Origin of the sequence: Magnetospirillum sp. SS-4, assembly GCF_902729425.1 — a bacterium.
Classification (GTDB): Bacteria; Pseudomonadota; Alphaproteobacteria; order Rhodospirillales; family Magnetospirillaceae; genus Phaeospirillum.
The window spans coordinates 40,140-58,451 of sequence record NZ_CACVCH010000054.1; the positions used below are offsets into that span (position 1 = coordinate 40,140).

Sequence of the window (18,312 nt, forward strand, 5' to 3'; positions counted from 1 at the left end):
TCACGCGATTTCATCGAAAAGGGCATCCAGGCTCTGGCGGGCGTCATCCATGGTCATGGCGGCACCGATGGGCAGGGTGACGATCCGATCCGCCAATTCCTCAGTGACCGGCAGGCAGACCCCGGTATGATATAGCGGCATGCGGTGCAGCGGAACATAATGGACCGAGAGTCCGATGCCCCGATTCCGAACCCGCCTCATGATGTCGTCGCGGCTTTTGCGCCGCAGGGCGGAGTCGGGCAGCACGGTGACGAACAGGTGGTGCGCATGATCCAAGCCGCCAAGCCCCGTCTGACACTTGAAGCCCCCCTTCTTTGCCAGTTCATCAAGGTAGAATCTGGCGATGGCGAGACGATGGGCGGCAAACTCGGCCTGGCGCCGCAATTGGACCCTGCCGATGGCAGCCTGAAGGTCGGTATAATTGAGCTTGAAGCCCAATTCATGCAGTTTCATCTGGCCGACACTGCTTTCCGGGTGGCTGTAACGGCGCCAGGCATTGGTGGTCAGCGCGTGTTGCCTCAGCGAGGCCAGATGGTTGGCCGCGTCCGGGTCCGCCAGGGCGATGGCTCCTCCCTCACCGGTCGAGATGTTCTTGTTGGCATAAAAGCTGAAGCAGACCAGATTGCCGGAAGCGCCAACCCGCGCGCCATCGGGAGTGCGTGCCCCCAGGGCATGAGCAGCATCCTCGATCAGCACAATATGGGGCGGCAGCGCCCGGCGCAGCGTTGCCACATCCACTGCTAGGCCGCCGTAATGCACCACGATCACGGCTTTGGTCCGATGGGTCACCCTGGCCAAAATCGTCTCGGGCGTAACACAGAAGCTGGCCCGATCCACATCGCAGAAAACCGGGGTTGCGCCCAGATACAAGGCCGCGTTGGCCGTGCTGCACCATGTCAGGGACGGGCAGATCACCTCGTCTCCCGGCCCGATTCCGTGGCTGAGCAGCGCCAGAAACAGCGCGCCGGTGCAAGACGAGACCGTGACCACTCGCGGCACGTCCAGCCAAGCCTCCAGTTCCGTCTCGAACTGGAGAGTTTGCGGCCCCATGCCGACCCATCCCGACCGAAGCACTGCGGTGACGGCTTCGATCTCCTCGTCTCCGAAGTGCGGCTGGCCGAAGGGCACCACCATTTTCGATGCTGTATCGGGCGGATGGCTTGGGTCTCGCGTCATCGCTCGCCCTCTTCCGTCTTGAGCGTGGCGATGAGGTGGGGCAGGAATGCCTTGATCTGCAAGGGACCGGAGTCCCCCGTTGTCCCTGCGAACAGGGATACGCCTCGTCGGAAGCAGGGGAGCGCCTTGCCCCCCAAACCGGCCCGCCGCAGCTGAGCGAGGTATCGGTTCTGGTCCTCGACGGAAGCGATCAGGTAGCCATCCACCTCCAGGGTGTCATCCAGCCACCCCATATCGCGCCCCCCCTGTCCCACCGGAGCGACCTCGACCCGTGAAACCTCGAACAGCCCGCATTCCTGGATCAGCGCCAACAGCGCCGTCACCTCCGGTTCTGAACCGGAGACCGCAACCTTGCGGATACCGTCCCCGGCAAGGGCACGCAGATCGGCAAGGGAACTCTCTTTCACTTTTGCCCGCAACGCCAGGATATGATCGCCATACCAATTCCGAGGAGCAGATCCTCCGACTCTTTCCGAGCGGCGCTTGCGACCAAAAACGCCGCGCATCTGGTTCGGCCTGGCAATGATGTCGGGGGCGACGTCCGAGACATAGTCGATAACATCGAAAACATCGACGAACTGATTGACGTAATCGACAAATTGATCACGGCCAAGCCACAGATTCATCATGTTATTGGGGCCGAACATGTCCTCAAGATCGCGGATGGGAAATTGGCAATAAGCCTTCTGCTCGATAAACACGTTGCGTTCGATGTAGAAAACGCCCTCCTCGTTGAGGAGCTCGCAGATATGGGCCATGTCCCGGCGGTGGTTCTGGAACAGGTAATCGACCCCACAGCAGGAAATCAACGAGAACGCGTTCTGGGGCAGCGTGGCATCATGGATATAGCTGGGGATCACCACATCGTCTCTACCGCTGCGTTTTATCGCCGTGGCGACCGCAAGACTGGGCTCCAGAAGCACGGTCCGCATCTGGGGATAGAAGATGCGCAGAGTCTCGGCCAGCCAGCCCGGTCCGGCTCCCACATCCAGGTAGAGCGCCCCCGGAGCAAGCGCCACGCGCGGCGCGATCTGGTCGGCAAGGCGCTGGAAGCGGTCCTGGAACAAAACGGGATCCCAGTTGCCCGGTAACTGGTAATGCGTCTGATTCAAGGTGGGAATGACGGGATTGCGAAAGACGGCCCCGCATCCCCTGCAAATGACGATGGTTTGGAACCGGCACACCGCGCAGCCGTCATATTCGCCATTGACGAACTCGCCGTGGAACGAGGGGAACAGCACCTCATGATCAAGGCCGAGGCAAACCGGACAACGGCAAAAGATGCTATCGACCTGCCCTTCGGACGGCTCGATGCGTCGACGGAATTGCCCCGCTTCGAAGACGCGATTCGGCTCCTTGCGCGCCAGATAGTCGCGGCCATTGGCGTTCGGATCGGAATTGTCGGACGATGAGAAGTGAATCTCCCGCCCCCAGTGGGAATAGCGACCGCCGCCCTGTGTCCGAATATGGGCGTGTGGAGCATGAGACTCGGCCAAGGGGCTGCCGTCTTCATACAGAATGACTGAGGACCGGTTCGGTTGTTCGGGGGTGTCGCCGCTTTCCAGCCCCGGCGACGTGGCAATCCAGTTGAAACCGCCGTCATGGTGGAACGGCCGCCGCAAGACGATCCCCCTTGCCGCTTGTTCGCCGCCGTGATCAGTCATTGGCCGCGACCGTTCTGTCACCGGGGGCCCTGGTCAGCACAAAAGTACCGATGCCGACTTCAAGTTCAGGTCGGGCGATGTCACGGAACCGGGTGCGCGATGTCCGAATCCTGGCGAGAATATCGTTCACATAAGCGCCATCATTGGCAAGAAAGGTCTCCGCAGCCACCACATGGAATCCGCCGCGTTCCAGCAATGCCTTGAGACGCGGCAAGGTTTGCCGGTTGCCGATGACATAGCGATAGTAGCCCTTGTTCTCCGCCTCGAAAGCCTCGTCATCCAGCAGCATGTATTCCAACGGACGCGAGGCGTCGCGGTGATCCCGGAAGTCCACGATATGGATGCCGAGCGCTCCGGGCTTGCTGGCCTTGGCGAGCGCAGCCACTGTTGCCGCCATATCTTCCACATGCTCGAGAACAGCGGTCGAAAGAATGATATCGGCCTGACCATGAAGGAATTCAGGAATTTTTTCTACTGAGGCGTGGGTCAGACTCACGCACTCGCGAGTGTCATCGGAGCACAAAGCCTCCTCGTTGATGAGGACGCCCTCCCGAGCAAGCTCACGCGCCAGGACTTGCATATAGGGGATATGCCAATCCTGGCTCCACTTCTGGGGGTAGGGGTCGAGCCCGATCACCCGCGCTCCCAGGGCCGCGAAGGCGTAAAGCGTTCCGGTGCCGCTGCCAGGTCCGAGCTCCAGGATTGTCCGTCCAGTCACGCCTTCGCCGCCATTTGGAATATGCGCCAGATATTGACGGACATGGATGGCGGCGAGGCGGGCATGCTGGGTGAAAAATCCATCCCAGTTCACCCGTGCGCCATAGCGTCGGCCATTGGTGTTGGGGTTGGAATTGTCGCTGGCTGCAAACCAAAACCAGCTCTGCCAGTGAGAGTAGCGCCCGTTTCCCTTTGCACGGATATCGTCGTGTCCGGCATGGGAGGTCTGCAGCGGGCGTCCGTCCTCGGACAGTTGGACCGGTGAATGCCGATTGCTGCCAGGAAAATCGCCAATGCCGAACAACCCGGCCGCAGTCATCCAACAATATCCCCGATCAGCGATGAATGGGCGAGGCAGTTCGAATTCCTCGTCCGGGCAGGTCAGGGGAAGGCAGGAGAGATTGGCCCCGAAACAATCGCGGTCAAGAACGAGAGCAGGCGCGACCCGGCTTGAATTCAGCATGGGTGTCAACTCTTTCTAAGTTTTCCGGCAGCTTGCAGGCAAGCATCTTCGGCAACCATGATGATGGAAAACAGTTATACCCCGTCTACGCCACGACCCGAAATTCGGCAGGGTTTATGACGCGAAAGTTGTCGGTTACGCTATCGCGAAGGGTGTTCCATTGGGCCGGGACTTCATCACGCAGGAAGCCAAGGACAGCTTGGCAGAAGCCCCGGTATGTCGCGTAGCATTGGTTGTGGGTGATGGCCTTGTGCATCGCGCCCCATAATCGCTCGATCGGTTTAAGATGCGGGCAATAGGTGGGGACGAAGTGCAGAACAATGCGGCGCCCCGGCTGTTTGAGCCATTCCCGCACCATCTTGGCGTGATGATAGGGGGCGTTGTCGAGGAAGACATGGATCCGCCGCATCGCTGGGTACATGGCCTCGATGCTGATCAGCAGTGCGATAGTGCTGACAGCATGGACGGTTAGCATGTCGATCATGCGGGTCTGGCCGGTCTCAAGATCGACAGCGCCGTGGATGTTGAGAAGGTCGCGTCCACTGGTCTGCTCGACGGCGAGCTTGACCTCCTTGGGCGCCCAGCAGCCGATCAAGCGGACACCATGGGCCGGGTGGACTACATCGACAAAGAGGACCGCCTCGTTGGCGTCGAGCGAGTTCAGCAGCGCCTCATAGGCGGCGATATAGACCGCTTGCTTGGCTGGCGAAAGCTTGCGCGAGATCGTCTGCGGCTTGCGGTGCTCCAACCCCAGGCGGTTCAGTAGCTTGATCAGGCCGCCACGGGTCTCGTAAACGATGCCGAAGGTTTTCTCGATCCAGGCGCCGATCACCCGAGCCGAATGCGGCAAGGTCTCGGTGACCCACGCCTTCAACTCATCCATTCGTGCCACGGTCAACTGGCCGACGCTGCCACCGCCTTTGAAGTCCGAGATCCCCTTCACCCCGGTCTGATCGAACTCCCTGGGCCAGGTCCGCACCGTGTCGTCTTCGAGCAGCAGAAACTCGGCCACTTCTTCGCAACTCTTCCCGCGGCCCAGCATCACCAGCGCGTTTGCCTGCCGCGCAACCCGGTGCTCTACCTTGGGCAGCCGCGCCAGGATCGTCAGGTCTCGCCGTTGCTCAGGGGGCAGGAAGTTGCCTTGGATCATTACGCCGATTTGAATCCTTCACGGATCAACACGCAAGCGCCTTTTCGGAACCTGACAGAGTCGGAGTATACTGCAAAGTTTCCCGCACGTCATCATGCCGCGTGTGACACATGCCGCGTGTGCACACCAGCAGTTCTCAGTATGGCCGGTCGGGTGAGGGTTTAGGGTTGAGTGGGTCGCGGAGTGCGGGGTTGAGCGGTCAGGCGGTCTGTGGGGGGGGACTCCTGAGGTGATGGTTCGCATGCGCCAGCCACGCGACCGGGCGGCCTCGTACACCGCCGTGGTCAGGGGACGGACGAACACCCGCACGCCATGGGTCAGGTCGAGCCAGTAGGGTTCCTTCGGCAGGGAAAGTCTGATCATGGTCAGTATCCCGCCACGTCGTTGACCAGGGTGACGCGGAGCAGATACCCCGCCACCGGATCACGGGCCGCCCGCCAGTCGTAGCTGGCCTGGATGCCGCCGGGGCCTTTGATCTCCTGCTTTTTCTTTGGCAGAAAGACGCGGGGCAGATGGAAGGTCAGCGCGAAGGGCGAGCCGGGAATGGTGAAGCCGTATTCCATCGCCACCGGGCTTTCGGCGGCAATGGCCGAGGTCAGCGTGGTGTCGGTGCCGAAGCGGATATCCACCGAGCCTTCGGCGGTGGCCTCGGTTTCGTCCACGCCGTCGATCAACCCGTCGGCCCGAATGGTCTCCACCCGCTCCAGATTGTTGGAGAAGGACAGCTTACCGCCGGTGACGTTGGCGAGTTGGCCACCGCCGACCCGGATGGTGCCGCTGCCCTGGCTGAACCGCTTCAGGGCGAAGCTGGTCGGGCTGGCATCGATAGTGGTGGTTGCTTCGGTCTCGCCCTGGGCAATCACCGACAAGGTGGCGTTGGCTGCGCCGCTGCGGGCCATGTCGAAGGACAGCTTGTCCAGCTTGGCCCCGCCATGGCGGAAGAATTTCGGCACCGCCAGTTGGGCATGACCGATCTCGATGGCGAGGCTGGGCAGCGTGCCGCCCGAGGTGAAGACATGGTCGAAGCTACCGTCACCATTATCAGCGGTAGCGGGTGCCCCAAACAAGCCCTTCAGCCAGAAGCCGAGCGCCCGCACATCCAGCGGCACGCCGATATCGCCCTCGTCCTTGATCGCTTCATAGAACGGATCCTGGGCGTCGCGGCCCTGGCCCAGCAGCGGGTCGTAGCCCAGCTGCCGCTCGGCCCCCAGGCTGGAGTCCTTGAACGACAGCCGCCCATAGCCGTCGGCAGGCGGGGTGCCGTAAGCCGTCTCGAAGGCGGCCAGCAGGACACAGTCGGCACCGTAGGCCCGAGTTTTCGCCATGGAACGAGTCCTTATATGTGGAAGTGGTTAACCGAGAGGGTCGGCGCTGCTGTATTGGATGGTGACCGGCACGGTGGCACCACATAAGGCGGCGGCACCGTCAATGGCGAGGCCAGAGGTCTTGGGCGCGCCCCAATCTAACCATTCCGCCAGACCACCGAAGGAACGGTCGGCGGCCAAGGCCGTGCCGACAGCCATCAGCAAGGTATCCAATGCGGCACTGTCGTCGTCCCGACCGCGCTGGATGATCACCTCGATCTCGGTCTGGTGTTCCCAGAGATAGGTGACGGGCGACAGCACCACCTCGGGGTCGCCGGGATCGCCGTCGCGCAGGATGATCAGGCCACCCATGGGGACCGTTTCCGGCAACGGCGCTTCCCGCTTGGCCGTGGCGCCGGGCACCGTTTCCAACCGCGTCAGCAGAGCCGACAGAATTTGCTCACGGATGCTGGGCATGCTTTCCCGACCTCGAATAACTGCTCATGCGGCGAATAGCTCAAAATTCTCCGCAACATGTGCGGTGAATTGCGTTGCTGCCTGCAGCGAATGACGGCATATTCTCCGTAACTTCTGCGGAGAATATGCCGTGTACATCTGGAGAGAAGACGACTGGCCCCAATTCCGCTGGGATGCCCAAGCGTTGCTGATGCCCCTGGCGGAAGCCCGCCACAAGCAGGGGCATCTGCTCGGCCAAATGCAGCGTCTTGGCTTCGATCTTAAGTGCGAGGCGGAACTCCGGGCTACCACCGAAGACGTGATCAAGACCTCGGAGATCGAGGGAGAACGGCTGGATATGGCCAGCGTCCGCTCTTCGGTAGCCCGGCGTTTAGGGCTGCCGGACGGCAGCGTGCTGCCCCCGGATCGCAAAATCGACGGCATCGTCGAGATGATGCTCGATGCCCTGCGCAATCACGCAATCCCCCTGGCTCAGCAACGCCTCTTCGGGTGGCATGCCGCGCTCTTCCCGACCGGGTGGTCCGGGCTGCACAAGATCACCATTGGCGACTGGCGCACCGATAGTGCCGGCCCCATGCAGGTGGTGTCCGGCCCGATTGAACGCCCCAAGGTCCATTATGAAGCCCCACCAGCCGAGCAGGTCGGGAGCGAAATCGAGCAATTTCTGGCATGGTTCAACCAGCCCCCGGCCATGGACGGCCTGCTGCGCAGCGCCGTCGCCCATCTGTGGTTCGTGACGATCCACCCGTTCGACGACGGCAATGGCCGCATTGCCCGCACCATCGCCGATCTCGCCCTGGCCCAGATGGAGGGCACTGGCCAGCGCTTCTACAGCATGTCGGCGCAGATCCAGCGGGAACGCAGCCATTACTACGAAATCCTGGAGCGGACCCAGCGCGGCAGCCTCGATATCACCGCGTGGCTGTCCTGGTTCATCCAATGCTATGGCCGGGCGATCGATGCCGCCGAAGTGGCGGCCCAGGGCGTGCTGGGCAAAGCCGAGTTCTGGCGGCGCTTCACCTCCGAACCGATGTCGGCCCGGCAGAAGGCCGTCCTCAATCGCTTCATGGACGGATTCGAGGGCAACCTTTCCGCCAAGAAATGGGCTGCCATCGGCAAATGCTCGGTCGACACCGCCCAACGTGACATCAATGACCTGCTGGAACGGGGCATTCTGGTCCGCAATCCGGGCGGCAGCAAACGCACCAGCTATAGCGTGGCCGGGATGCCGCCGGTTACGGACCCTAATTCCGCCAATTTCTGACGATCAGCTCCGGCAGCGCCGAAGCCCACCGCTCGGCGACGCCGTCCACGTCGAGGCGCTTCTTCAAGGAGACCTGCGGCACCAGGATGAACATCACCACACTGATCATCCCACGCCCGGAGCGGAGCGCTGAGGCGCTGCCCTTGGCGAAGCCTCCCCGCTTGCCGGTGCGGGCCCGCATGTTCTCGGCCACCAGCAGCGAGGGGGCCCCACGGCGATAGATGAAGCGCAGGCGGCTGCCGTGCATCTGTTCCCATAGGCCCGGCGTCATGCGCTTGCCTCGGGCACCGGTGCCGGCGGCAGGCGTGGGAATCGCCAACCAGAAGCCGTGCTTGGATTTGATCACCGCGCCCTGGTCAAAGGCGCGGATGATGGTGGGAGCCCTGGTGAAGACGAAGCCCGCTGCCTTGATGCTTTTGCGCCCCTTGGGATAAAGCTCGGCCCGCCAAGTGTTGGCGAGGCGCTGGCCCATGCCGGCCTCGGTAACCTGGCGGCGAAGATCGGCCTTCAGCCCGTCGGCGGCCTGGCGCATGGCGGCGGTGACCGCATCCTCGGCTTCCTTGACCTCCTCGGCCATGATCTTGCGCAGATCGCCCGTGATGGCCGCCGCCAATTTCATGCCGGTCTCGTGTCCAAGGTCCAGATCAGCCGCTCGGCATCCAGGCGGGGTTCACCCTGGACGACAAAACTGTCGCCGTCATGGACGATCACATCCCCCGCCTGGGGTGCCGGAACCGCTCGTCGCCGAATCTCAAACACCGCCGTCCCCGTGTGGACGGTGATGTCGGAGAACTCGATGTCGCGGTCGGGCCGCCGCACCAGGGCACGAATGGACCGGCCCTGGTAGCTGACGGTGACGGCCATGTTTGGATCGGCGAACAGGTCGTCGAAGGCGTCGGCGAAGGCGGTCACGATCAGTTGCCCGAGAACAGATGGTATGGGGCGATCAGCGACGGGCCTGCAGTATCGTCGCAGGACAAGGCCGAATGACGGAGCGCCCCGATGCACAATGCAAATGACTTAAGCATGTCCCTTACCGCCTTTGAGCAAGATTGCACGTTGATTGCGGTTATCGAAATGAGCTTGTCGACGTGGCTGGTTGGGGCCATCGTGCCCGGCGTCGGTCGACATCCGCTGAAGAAACTGGGCGCCGACCAAGAAGCACTGCTGGCTTTGCTCTACCGGTGGCGAGATGAGGCGATGAAGAGCGGCCGCACCATTACCCGGATTGCCGTCGCATTTGAGTCCGGCCGTGATGGCTTTTGGTTGGCGCGTTGGTTACGGAACCGTGGCATTGAGGCATATGTCATCCACGCATCCAGTGTCGCCGTGTCCCGCGAACATCGCCGTGCAAAAACAGATCGCCTCGACACGGATATGCTGAAACGTGCGTTTTTGGGCTGGCTACGCGGGGAACGGAACCACTGCAAGATGGTGGCGATCCCCACGGTATCGGAAGAAGACGCCAGGCGACCGATCCGAGAACGTGATGCATTGATCGGTGAGCGCATACGAATCGTCAATCGGATGAAGGCAACGTTGATTCGCCTCGGTATCCGCAACTTCAACCCCAAGCTGAAAGGGGCACCGGCCCGATTGGCATCTGTACGAACTCCTGAAGGAATGCCAATCCCCGTGAACACCGAGGCCGAACTGCGCCGCGATATGACTCGTCTGCGTCTTGTTTGTGATCACATCAAGGAAATCGAGTTGGCCCGCCTGAAGCGCCTCGAGCAGGCTCCGCACGATACCTCCAACACCATGGTGCTCCTGCTGGCACGGGTGATTGGGGTCGGTGTTGAGACTGCCGACATGTTGGTGCAGGAAATTCTATCTCGAAAATTGCGGGACCGGCGAGCTGTAGCCCGATACGCTGGTCTCACCGGCTCCCCGGATGAAAGTGGAGCCAAACGTCGTGAAAAAGGGCTTGCCCGTTCCGGCAATGCCCGTGTCCGACGCGGAATGATCCAACTGGCGTGGCGATTTCTGCTGTTTCAGCCGAGTAGTGCGCTGGCCTTGTGGTACCGGAAACGCACCACCGAAGCGAGTAACACCCGCAAGCCTATGATCGTGGCGCTGGCTCGCAAACTGCTCATCGCCCTATGGCAATTCGTGACTGTCGGCATCGAACCTGAAGGAATCCTTCTGCGCGCCCCCACGTAGCATTTACGATTTTTGGTCTTGGCACTTCGTCCCCAACACCTGACGGAGTGCTGATAGCGATCCGAGGCGGCGGTGTTCCGCGTGCGCTTATGGCCTTTGTGCCGGAGAACAGAATGGAGCCGCCTCCTCGGAACCACGTCGCCGATGCGTATGGTTGCATCATGGTCCGGGCTTATCGCAAGCCCGCCGAATACAAGGCTGTAGCGCGATTTATCGCGCCCGATGACGGGTTCCCCTCGGATCGTATGTTGGTGCATTTGGCCCTGCCGCAACTGGCGGGTGGACTGGGAATGCTCCGCGTCAAGGCTCGCGCTCACGCGCGCCCGCTTCGCGGCGAATGGCCTTGACCCGTGCGCGTTCCCAGTCCGTTTCGCTCACCAGAGCGTCGGCGCGAGGCGCCGACGCTCGGCAGATCAGAAGGGAACTTGTCTGGACACATTACGCTTGACTGAAAAAGCCTCATACAAGGCGCACCGCCAGACGCGGGCGCTTGTTGACCGGCAGGATGGAGGCTTCGGTCTTGACATCGATGGCGCTGCCGTCCTGACGGGCAAGCTGCCGGGCGTACATGGGCACGCCCAGGGTGTTGACCGTCTCGATCAAATTGGCCGGGGCGCCATAGGTGACGAAGGTGTCCATGGTACCCAGCGGGAAGGCGATGCCTTCGCCCGCCGGGATCAGGGTTTCGGTCTGGCCGGTGGAAAGGGTGACGGTGGCGCTGTATTCCTCGAACACCATGCCGGCGAAGGGGAAGCGGCGGCGCACGTCTTCCCGCAGCGGCTGGGCGCCGGCCGACGAGAAGAACTGGTAGGCCGTCTCGACCTTGGCATGGCTGATCAGCTTGTCGAAGAACTCCGGGCTGACCAGGGCCAGCACGCTGGTCATGGTCTCGCCCTTGAGCTCGGTCTCCACCTTGCGCAGCACATCGCGGATCTTGCCCTGGACGTTGGTGGTGGCGGTGCCGAGGGTGAAATCCACCTGCTGACGGGTGAGGGCGAACTCGCTGAAGTAGTCGTACAGGGTGGATCCGGAGCCGTCGCGGATGATGCCGCGGAGCGCATGGACCTCCATGAATTCACGGGTTTGGGCGTGCTTGGAGCGCATGCGGGTCAGTTTGCGCTCCATCACGGTGGCCAGCGGATCGGCGGCGTCGGCGACGCCGAAGCCACGCACGCCCTGGACGTCCTGCGGCGTGATGGAATCGTCGTGAGGGATCCACGGCACCGTGAAGGACCGCATGGACCGGGCATCGCGGTTGGCGACGGTGGCCGGACCACCCAGCGGCACGGTGGGCAACAGGTTGAGGACGCCCTCGGCCTGCTCGATGATGACGCTGCGCTGGGTCACGCCCTCGAAGCGGAACAGCCCCATCTGACCGAGCCGGGTGTAGAGGTTGGGCAGGATGTTGATGGCCTGGGTCATCTCGGCGAGCGAGTAGCCGCCCACGTCGAAGGGATTGATGATCTGGGTCATGGGAAAGGCTCCGATCAGACGGTGGTGCGGGCGACCAGACCCACGGTGGCAAGCTGGGCGATCTTGGCGGTGCGCTCGGCGGCCTGATCAACCGAGGCATCGAACGCCAGGGCGCCATCGGCCAGGATGACCGGGCCACGGGCGGCGATCAGGCCGGTGATGGCGCCATCGGTGGCATCCGCCGTTTCCAACAGCACGGCGATGGCGGTTTCCGCGCCTTCATCGCCCACCACCTCGGCGGCGGGGGACAGGCGGTATTCGCCGCTGGCGGTGATGCGGCCCAGCACGGAGCCGAGGGGATAGGACGTGCCCGCTTTCAGCGTCACGGTCTCGCGGCAATAGCTGGGATTGCACTCGAATTTCAGCAGGTCGCCCAGGGTGGGCGATGCGGTCAGCGTCGGCATGGTGGCGGTTCCTTACTTGCGGGCGGCGGCTTCACGAGCGCGCCGGACGATGGGGCTTTCGGTGTCGGTTTTGGGAGCCGCTCCCGTCGGGGCGGCGGCCACCACGTCGGTGGCGTCGGAACGCTCGGCCAACTGATCCAGCACGGTGCGGCGTAGGGCCTCCGGGCGGATGCCCTTGGCCATGGCCTCGGCGGGATCGATGGCCACACCGAGGCGGGCGGCCTGGGCGGCGATGGCGCTGATCTCGGAATATTCGGCGCGCAGGCGCTGCTCCAGATCGGCAGTGGGAACTTGCGGCTGCGGCACGGCAGCCAGAACGGGGACATCCCCCTGGGGTTCGGACATCGGGCTTTCCTTTCGGGCGGCAATGGGACGGGACACGGTGAGACGGGCCAGACTGGCGCCGAGATCGGCCAGGGCAACGCGCAGGGTGCCGACCTTGTCGGCCAGACCGGCGGCCACCGCCTGGTCGCCGCGATAGACCGCAGCCTCGGTGGCCCGCACGGCGCAGGGAGACATGCGGCGGCGCTCGGCCACCAGGGTGGTGAACTTTCCGTACAAGGCGTCAACATCGGCCTGGAGCGTGGCGCGGGCAGAGTCGGACAGCGGCTGATGCGGGTTGCCTTCGACCTTCGCCGCCCCGGCATGGACGAAGGTCCAGGCCAGCCCGGCCTGGGCATCGGCCCCGGATTCGTCGCGGTGGACCGCCACCACGCCGATGGACCCGATCTCGCCGGTCTGGGTGACGTAGAGGCGATCGGCGACACAGGCGATAGCATAGGCCGCCGACAGGGCCGCCTCGTCGGCCACCGCCCAGACGGGCTTGCCGCATTGGGCACGGATGGCCTGGATGTGGTCGACCAGATCGAACAGGCCACCCACCTCGCCGCCGGAGGAATCCACATCCAACAGGATGGCGCGGATACCGGGATCGGTGGCCGCCGCCTCGATGGACTCGGCGATGTCGGAATAGGCGGTCAGCCCGCTGGCGGCACCGAGATAGCCCGAGCGCGCCACCAGGGTGCCGATCACCGGGATGATGGCGATGCCGTCGGACGTCACCGCCACATCGGCGGACGGAGCCGCATCGCCGTCGAAAGAGACGGCCTGCCCGGCCAGCCGGGGTCCGAGGGCGCCCAGGATCACATCCAGCTTACTGCGGGCGACCAGCAGCGGCGCGCCGTAGAGCCTGGCTGCCAAATGGGGAAGGTCGTGCATTCGGAATCCTATAAGCCGTTGACTTATATCCGCCAGTGACTTAGCCTTGGGTCATGTTCGAGTGGGACGAAGCCAAGAGCGAGGCCAACCTGCGCAATCGCGGGTTCGATTTCGCCTATGCCTCGCTGGTCTTCGATGGCCCCATCCTCGAAATGGACGACGACCGTGAGGACTATGGCGAGAAACGCGTCCAGGTGATCGGACAGGTCGATGACGACATCCTGTTCGTGGTCTTCACCTGGAGAGGCGACACTCGCCGCATCATTTCCGCTCGCCTTGCCAACCGGAGGGAACGCGATGTCTACCGTCAAGCTTTCGGCTGATGAAATTCGCAGCCGCGCCCGCGTCAATCGGGCCATGGTCGCGGCGACCACCGAGGACGACATCGCCCGTCATGCCGCCGAGGACGAATCGCGCACCGAGGATGTCGATCTCAATGCGGCCTTGGCCGATGGGCGGCTTCGCGCCGCCGATCCCCTCGACGTGGCCGACATCCGGGCCAGGACCGGCCTGTCGCAGGATCGCTTCGCCAGGGCCTTCCACATCAGCCCCCATACCTTGCGCAACTGGGAGCAAGGCCGGCGTGTCCCCGAGGGACCGGCGCGGGCGTTGCTGATGGCGATAAAGCGCGATCCGGAATCGGTCATGCGGGCGCTACAGGCTTAGGCCGGGGCACCGGCTGCACCGGGATCATTGGCCGGTGACGGAGGCGAACTGCCGAACATCAGTCCCAACCGCTGCTCCCGTTCCCGGTCGGCGGCGATCTCGGCATCCACCTGTTCGGCGTCATAGCCGCGCTCGGCCAGGGCCTGCGTCCGGCTTTTCAGCCCCGCCCCGATCTGCTCGATCTCGGCCTTGGTGTCCTTGAGCGGATCGACCCAGTCCCATTTCGGCGGCAGCCAGGAACAGGCGATGAAGGTGGGGCGGTTGCGCTCATAGCCGGGGATGTCGAGCGCCCCCGACAGCACCGCCACGTCCATCCAGCGCTGCCACACCACCCGGCACATCTGGTGGACCATCACCGAGTGCTGCCAGGCTTCAACCCGGCGGCGGAACTCCAGCAACGCCATGCGCGAGTTGGAGTAATTGGCCTTCAGCATGTCGTTGGACAGGTAGGCGTAGGGCACCCCGGTGGCGGCGGAGATCTGCAGCAGGGTGCGGTACTCGAACGGCTCATACGATCCGCCCACATCCGCGGGGGCCGAGGTCTGGATCTGCTCGCCCGGTTCCAGCGGCACCACCTGGCCGGGCTGGACCTCGACGATACGGTCGCCGGAGCCGTCATCGGCGGGCACCACGTCGATCACGTCGGCCGGAGCCGGAGACGTGACGAACATGGCGTACATCGCGGCGATCTTCTTGCGCTCCAGTTCTGCATCGTCGTACTGGTCGAGCAGGAACAGCTTCACCACCGCCGGGGCCAGCCGGGACACGCCGCGAAGCTGGCCGGATTCCACCGGGTCGATGACATGGACGATCTCTGAGGCCGGAACCCGCACCGTTTCGCCCGCCAGACCGGGATCGGTGAGATCGCCGGGATGACGGCGCAGAAAGTGGTAAGCGACGCGGCTGCCGATGCGGTCGAATTCGATGCCCTGGCGGATGACGTTGCCGCTGGGCAGGATTTCCATCCTGGTCAGCGGCAGCATTTCCGAGGGCAGCATCTGAAGCTGCAACGGCACCGTCAGGCCATCCTCGGGACGGCGCGGCCGCAGGCGGAAAAACACCTCCCCGGCGATGAACACTTCCCGCGCCGCCCGGCGCTGCTGGCCGTAGAAGTCGGTCAGGCCCTCGGCATCGGATTCATCGGTCCAGGCCAGCCAGAGCTGCTGCACCTGGGTCTTCAGATCCCTGTCGGCGATCAGCGATGACGGCTTGATACCGGTGCCCACCGCGTTGCCGGTCCAGCTTTCGGCGGCGTTGAGGGCATAGCCGTTGTTGCGCACCAGATAGCGGGCACGGGCGGTGATGTCGGAGCCGGCGGCGGCGATCAGGGTGTTGACGTGGGCGCGGCTGGGCTGAAAGCCCTTGAGCCGCCGACTGCCCTGCGCGGCCTCGAAGCCGCCGATCAAGGCACCTACCTTTCGCCGGAAGGCCGACAACATGGTCACAGCCCCTTGGTGGCGACGGCCAGGATGCGCCGACGGGGTTTCCTGCCCTCGGCCTGGGCGATGCGACGGTCGAGATCGGCCAGGACGTGATTGGCCTGGGTCAGGTCGTATTGGACGGTACGGTCGCCGACGGTGACGCGAGCCACCAGGGAATTGCGCCGCGCCAGCACCCGCTCGCGCTCGGCCTTGAGGTCGTCGAGGGTCATATCACTGCATCCCGCTGAACTTGATGATGCGCCGAGGACGGCGGGCGATCCGGCGCACCTGTCCGGCTTCGGGGTCACTGGTGCTGGCGACAACGGCCAGTTGCCCTTCCAGATCCCGCCACTTGGCCTCGGGCCAGCGGTCGGCTCCGGCGATCCAGGCGGCGGCGCGGGCATAGACCCGGCAATCCAGCGCCTCGTTGCGTTCGCGCAGCTTCTGCCATTCCAGCTTGGAGAAGCCGCGGCGGTTCTTGACCGTCACCAGCTGCTCGGCGACGAACTGCTTGCACCACTCCGAATCCGCCCACGATGGCAGATGCACCGTTCCGGCCGGGAAACGGACACCCTCGGCCAATTCCTCGTCGGTGGGGCGCTCCAGGCGCAGGAAACGGTAGGTTTCCGTCTTGAAGGTGGACACCGCCACCGTCCAGAGGCGGGCACCACGGCGCACTTTCTTGCCGCCCTCGGTGGCATCGACCAGGGTGGGGCCGGAGACCGGGCTGGAGCGGTTGAAACCCTCCACGCCCTTGATGGGCGAGACCTGGCCGACGCCCATCCTGCGGCCCCAGGTGTAGACCGCCGAGGATTCGTAGCCGGAGTCGATGGCGAGGCGGGCGATCTTGAGGGCTGCGCCGCTGGCATGGGTCCAAGTCTTCGCCAACACCTGTTCCAGGCTCGTCCATGTCTCGGCCTTCTCGGGACCGCCGTCGATGACGATGTGGTCTACCAGCCAGCTTTCCAGATTGCGGCCCCAGGCCCAGACGTCGATCTCGACGCGGTCCTTCTGGACGTCGGCCCCGGCGGTGAGAAACAGCCCGCCAGCGGGCACGGTGCCGTTGGTCCAGGTTTCGCGGCGGTCGTAGAGCCGCTGCCAATCGGGCGCCTCGCCGGATTCGACCCAGGTCTCGCCCAGCACGGTGTTGCGAAATACCCTGAGCGCGTCGTCATTGCCCTGGGCTGCTTCCCACATGCGGGCGATGCTCTCCCAGGATTGCCAGCCCGGCGGCGAGTAGAGCGCCGAGATGTGGAAGCCGACGGTGCCGGGATCCTCGGCCACCGCTGTGGACCGCCAGACACCTGCCGCCAGCATTCCCGCCTTGGCCGATTCGGTGATCGGCTGGTCGCAGGCCTCGCACTGGTAACGGACGCTGCCCGGCTGGCCCTTGTCCCATTTCAGCCGCTCGAACTTCAGCCACTGCATTTCGCCGCAATGGGGGCACGGCACGAAGAAGCGGCGCTGGTCGGACGCTTCGAATTCCCGCTCGATGCGCGACAGCCCGCGAATGGTGGGCGTCGAGACCAGGAACGCCTTGGCCCGGTGCGCGAAGGTGGCCATGCGGGCGCAGGCCAGCGCCACCGGGTCGCCCTCCTCGTCGGCCGAAGCCGGATAGGCGTCCACTTCGTCGAGGAACAGGTAGCGGGCGGGCATCGAGCGCAGGCCGACGGCGCTGTTAGCCCCGGTCATCACCAGGGTGCCGCCGGGAAAGTCCTTCGACAGCATGGTGTTGCCGGCGTCGCGCGAGCGGGCCGGCTTGACCCGTTCCCGCAGAATGGGGCTTTCGTCGATCAGGGTGTCGATGCGCTGGCGCGAATTGCGCTTGGCCATCTCGACGGTGGGCTGCACCGCCAGCACCGGGCCGGGGGCATGGTGGATGATGAAGCCGAGAAAGTTGTTGCCCGCCTCGGTCGCGCCGACCTGGGCCCCCTTCATGAACACCACCCGTCGGCAGGAATGCGACGGCGACAGGCAGTCCATGATCTCGCGCAAATACGGCGTGCGATTGGTGCGGTAGCGGCCCGGTTCGGCGGAGGCGCGGCTGGACAGAACCCGGTGCTGGTCGGCCCATTCCGACACGGTCAGCAGCGGGTCGGGCCGCATTCCGTCGGCCCAAGCCGACAGGATCAGATCCGCGCCGTCGAAGTCAGTGGAAGTCCGGCTTGATGTCTGCAAGCTCATTCAGATGCGCCCTGACGTGGGTTTCCAGCAAAACCTGCATCACATGCGGGTCCAGCCCGGCCTCCGCCGCCATCAACCCGGCGACACGGGCGGGCCAGCCGACCCAGGCATCGCGTTCCTGGCGGGCCAGCTTGAACACCAGGGCCAGGGCATTGGCGCGGTCGATGACCTCGTCCTTGAGGCGCTGCACCTGGATGCGGGCCTTCTGCGCCTTGGCCACCTCGTGGGCGGTGCGGGCCTGGGTGAAGTTGGTGCCTGTCGAGGGCAGAGAATCGCGCTGGGGCGACGGAAGTGGTGCGGCTGACGGTGCCGAAGGCGGCGATATCGGAATCAGTGTGGCCTTCTCCGGCGAAGGGGGCGGAGCCTTGCGGGCCGGATCGGTCTGGGCATCCCAGGCTGCGTCGGCCTTGACCGGGTCGATGGTGCCGTCCGGCTCCAGGAAAATGCGTCCAGCCTTGGCGGCCCGTAGCACCGAGACGTAACTGACCCCGCGATGCCGCGCATAGGCGCGTATCGACAGCCCCATGAGCGAGCCCTCGCAGAAAGCAATCTAATGATCGACTTATCG

The 18,312-nt window shown here is 64.1% G+C and carries 19 protein-coding genes; 4 read left to right on the forward strand and 15 right to left on the reverse strand.

Features of this window, described 5'->3' with window-relative positions; all coding sequences use genetic code 11:
- From MTBSS4_RS09355 to MTBSS4_RS09380, 6 genes are all read right to left on the reverse strand, one after another.
- Positions 1-1,134 carry a DegT/DnrJ/EryC1/StrS aminotransferase family protein gene (locus tag MTBSS4_RS09355; RefSeq protein WP_254432461.1) on the reverse strand — a complete coding sequence of 378 codons (1,134 nt, stop codon included), beginning with the start codon at positions 1,132-1,134 and terminating at the stop codon, positions 1-3.
- 38 nt (positions 1,135-1,172) lie between these two features.
- The gene (locus tag MTBSS4_RS09360; RefSeq protein ID WP_173983136.1) at positions 1,173-2,840 is read right to left on the reverse strand and encodes a bifunctional 2-polyprenyl-6-hydroxyphenol methylase/3-demethylubiquinol 3-O-methyltransferase UbiG; all 1,668 of its coding nucleotides are present in this window, start codon (positions 2,838-2,840) and stop codon (positions 1,173-1,175) included.
- Positions 2,833-4,020 carry a methyltransferase domain-containing protein gene (locus tag MTBSS4_RS09365; protein ID WP_173983137.1) on the reverse strand — a complete coding sequence of 396 codons (1,188 nt, stop codon included), beginning with the start codon at positions 4,018-4,020 and terminating at the stop codon, positions 2,833-2,835. The genes MTBSS4_RS09360 and MTBSS4_RS09365 overlap by 8 nt, the downstream gene beginning before the upstream one ends.
- A gap of 85 nt (positions 4,021-4,105) precedes the next feature.
- Positions 4,106-5,170: an IS630 family transposase gene (locus MTBSS4_RS09370; RefSeq protein WP_173983138.1), complete on the reverse strand. Its 1,065-nt coding sequence runs from the start codon at positions 5,168-5,170 to the stop codon at positions 4,106-4,108.
- A 365-nt stretch (positions 5,171-5,535) separates the two neighbouring features.
- Positions 5,536-6,495 (reverse strand): phage tail tube protein, encoded by a 960-nt coding sequence (locus tag MTBSS4_RS09375; protein ID WP_173983139.1) that lies wholly within the window; start codon positions 6,493-6,495, stop codon positions 5,536-5,538.
- Positions 6,496-6,522: 27 nt separating this feature from the next.
- Entirely contained in the window at positions 6,523-6,951 is a 429-nt protein-coding gene (locus MTBSS4_RS09380) for an acyl-CoA transferase (RefSeq protein WP_173983140.1), read from the reverse strand.
- Between the two features lie 130 nt (positions 6,952-7,081).
- On the opposite strand from MTBSS4_RS09380, the gene MTBSS4_RS09385 reads away from it, so the two are divergent.
- Positions 7,082-8,215: a Fic family protein gene (locus MTBSS4_RS09385; RefSeq protein ID WP_173983141.1), complete on the forward strand. Its 1,134-nt coding sequence runs from the start codon at positions 7,082-7,084 to the stop codon at positions 8,213-8,215.
- Here the strand turns inward: MTBSS4_RS09385 and MTBSS4_RS09390 are convergent.
- Both MTBSS4_RS09390 and MTBSS4_RS09395 read right to left on the reverse strand, forming a co-directional pair.
- Entirely contained in the window at positions 8,196-8,834 is a 639-nt protein-coding gene (locus tag MTBSS4_RS09390) for a DUF6441 family protein (protein WP_173983142.1), read from the reverse strand. The two genes, MTBSS4_RS09385 and MTBSS4_RS09390, sit on opposite strands and share 20 nt — an antisense overlap.
- Positions 8,831-9,127, reverse strand: a complete 297-nt coding sequence (locus MTBSS4_RS09395) for a hypothetical protein (protein WP_173983143.1) — start codon at positions 9,125-9,127, stop codon at positions 8,831-8,833. Before MTBSS4_RS09395 ends, MTBSS4_RS09390 begins: the two co-directional genes overlap by 4 nt.
- A 114-nt stretch (positions 9,128-9,241) precedes the next feature.
- Between MTBSS4_RS09395 and MTBSS4_RS09400 the strand changes: the two genes are divergently transcribed.
- The gene (locus MTBSS4_RS09400; protein WP_217425528.1) at positions 9,242-10,378 is read left to right on the forward strand and encodes an IS110 family transposase; all 1,137 of its coding nucleotides are present in this window, start codon (positions 9,242-9,244) and stop codon (positions 10,376-10,378) included.
- A 459-nt stretch (positions 10,379-10,837) separates the two neighbouring features.
- On the opposite strand, the gene MTBSS4_RS09405 is transcribed toward MTBSS4_RS09400, so the two are convergent.
- From MTBSS4_RS09405 to MTBSS4_RS09415, 3 genes are read right to left on the reverse strand one after another with little or no spacing between them, the layout of a single operon-like run.
- Positions 10,838-11,851, reverse strand: coding sequence for a major capsid protein (locus MTBSS4_RS09405; RefSeq protein ID WP_173983145.1), 1,014 nt, complete (start codon positions 11,849-11,851; stop codon positions 10,838-10,840).
- A 14-nt stretch (positions 11,852-11,865) separates the two neighbouring features.
- Positions 11,866-12,255: a head decoration protein gene (locus MTBSS4_RS09410; protein WP_173983146.1), complete on the reverse strand. Its 390-nt coding sequence runs from the start codon at positions 12,253-12,255 to the stop codon at positions 11,866-11,868.
- Positions 12,256-12,267: 12 nt separating this feature from the next.
- Positions 12,268-13,473, reverse strand: a complete 1,206-nt coding sequence (locus MTBSS4_RS09415; protein WP_173983147.1) for a S49 family peptidase — start codon at positions 13,471-13,473, stop codon at positions 12,268-12,270.
- Positions 13,474-13,526: 53 nt separating this feature from the next.
- Between MTBSS4_RS09415 and MTBSS4_RS09420 the strand changes: the two genes are divergently transcribed.
- Together MTBSS4_RS09420 and MTBSS4_RS09425 are read left to right on the forward strand one after the other, a co-directional pair.
- Positions 13,527-13,796, forward strand: a complete 270-nt coding sequence (locus MTBSS4_RS09420; protein WP_173983148.1) for a BrnT family toxin — start codon at positions 13,527-13,529, stop codon at positions 13,794-13,796.
- The gene (locus MTBSS4_RS09425) at positions 13,771-14,139 is read left to right on the forward strand and encodes a DNA-binding transcriptional regulator (RefSeq protein WP_254432462.1); all 369 of its coding nucleotides are present in this window, start codon (positions 13,771-13,773) and stop codon (positions 14,137-14,139) included. Before MTBSS4_RS09420 ends, MTBSS4_RS09425 begins: the two co-directional genes overlap by 26 nt.
- On the opposite strand, the gene MTBSS4_RS09430 is transcribed toward MTBSS4_RS09425, so the two are convergent.
- Genes MTBSS4_RS09430 through MTBSS4_RS09445 form a run of 4 tightly spaced genes read right to left on the reverse strand, consistent with a single transcriptional unit; the run spans position 14,136 to position 18,270 of the window.
- Positions 14,136-15,578 carry a phage portal protein gene (locus tag MTBSS4_RS09430; RefSeq protein ID WP_173983149.1) on the reverse strand — a complete coding sequence of 481 codons (1,443 nt, stop codon included), beginning with the start codon at positions 15,576-15,578 and terminating at the stop codon, positions 14,136-14,138. The two genes, MTBSS4_RS09425 and MTBSS4_RS09430, sit on opposite strands and share 4 nt — an antisense overlap.
- 2 nt (positions 15,579-15,580) lie before the next feature.
- Positions 15,581-15,790 carry a phage head-tail joining protein gene (locus tag MTBSS4_RS09435; protein ID WP_173983150.1) on the reverse strand — a complete coding sequence of 70 codons (210 nt, stop codon included), beginning with the start codon at positions 15,788-15,790 and terminating at the stop codon, positions 15,581-15,583.
- Position 15,791: 1 nt separating this feature from the next.
- Positions 15,792-17,744: a phage terminase large subunit family protein gene (locus MTBSS4_RS09440; protein WP_368667770.1), complete on the reverse strand. Its 1,953-nt coding sequence runs from the start codon at positions 17,742-17,744 to the stop codon at positions 15,792-15,794.
- Positions 17,710-18,270, reverse strand: coding sequence for an elements of external origin (locus tag MTBSS4_RS09445; RefSeq protein WP_173983151.1), 561 nt, complete (start codon positions 18,268-18,270; stop codon positions 17,710-17,712). Before MTBSS4_RS09445 ends, MTBSS4_RS09440 begins: the two co-directional genes overlap by 35 nt.
- Between the last annotated feature and the right edge of the window lie 42 nt (positions 18,271-18,312).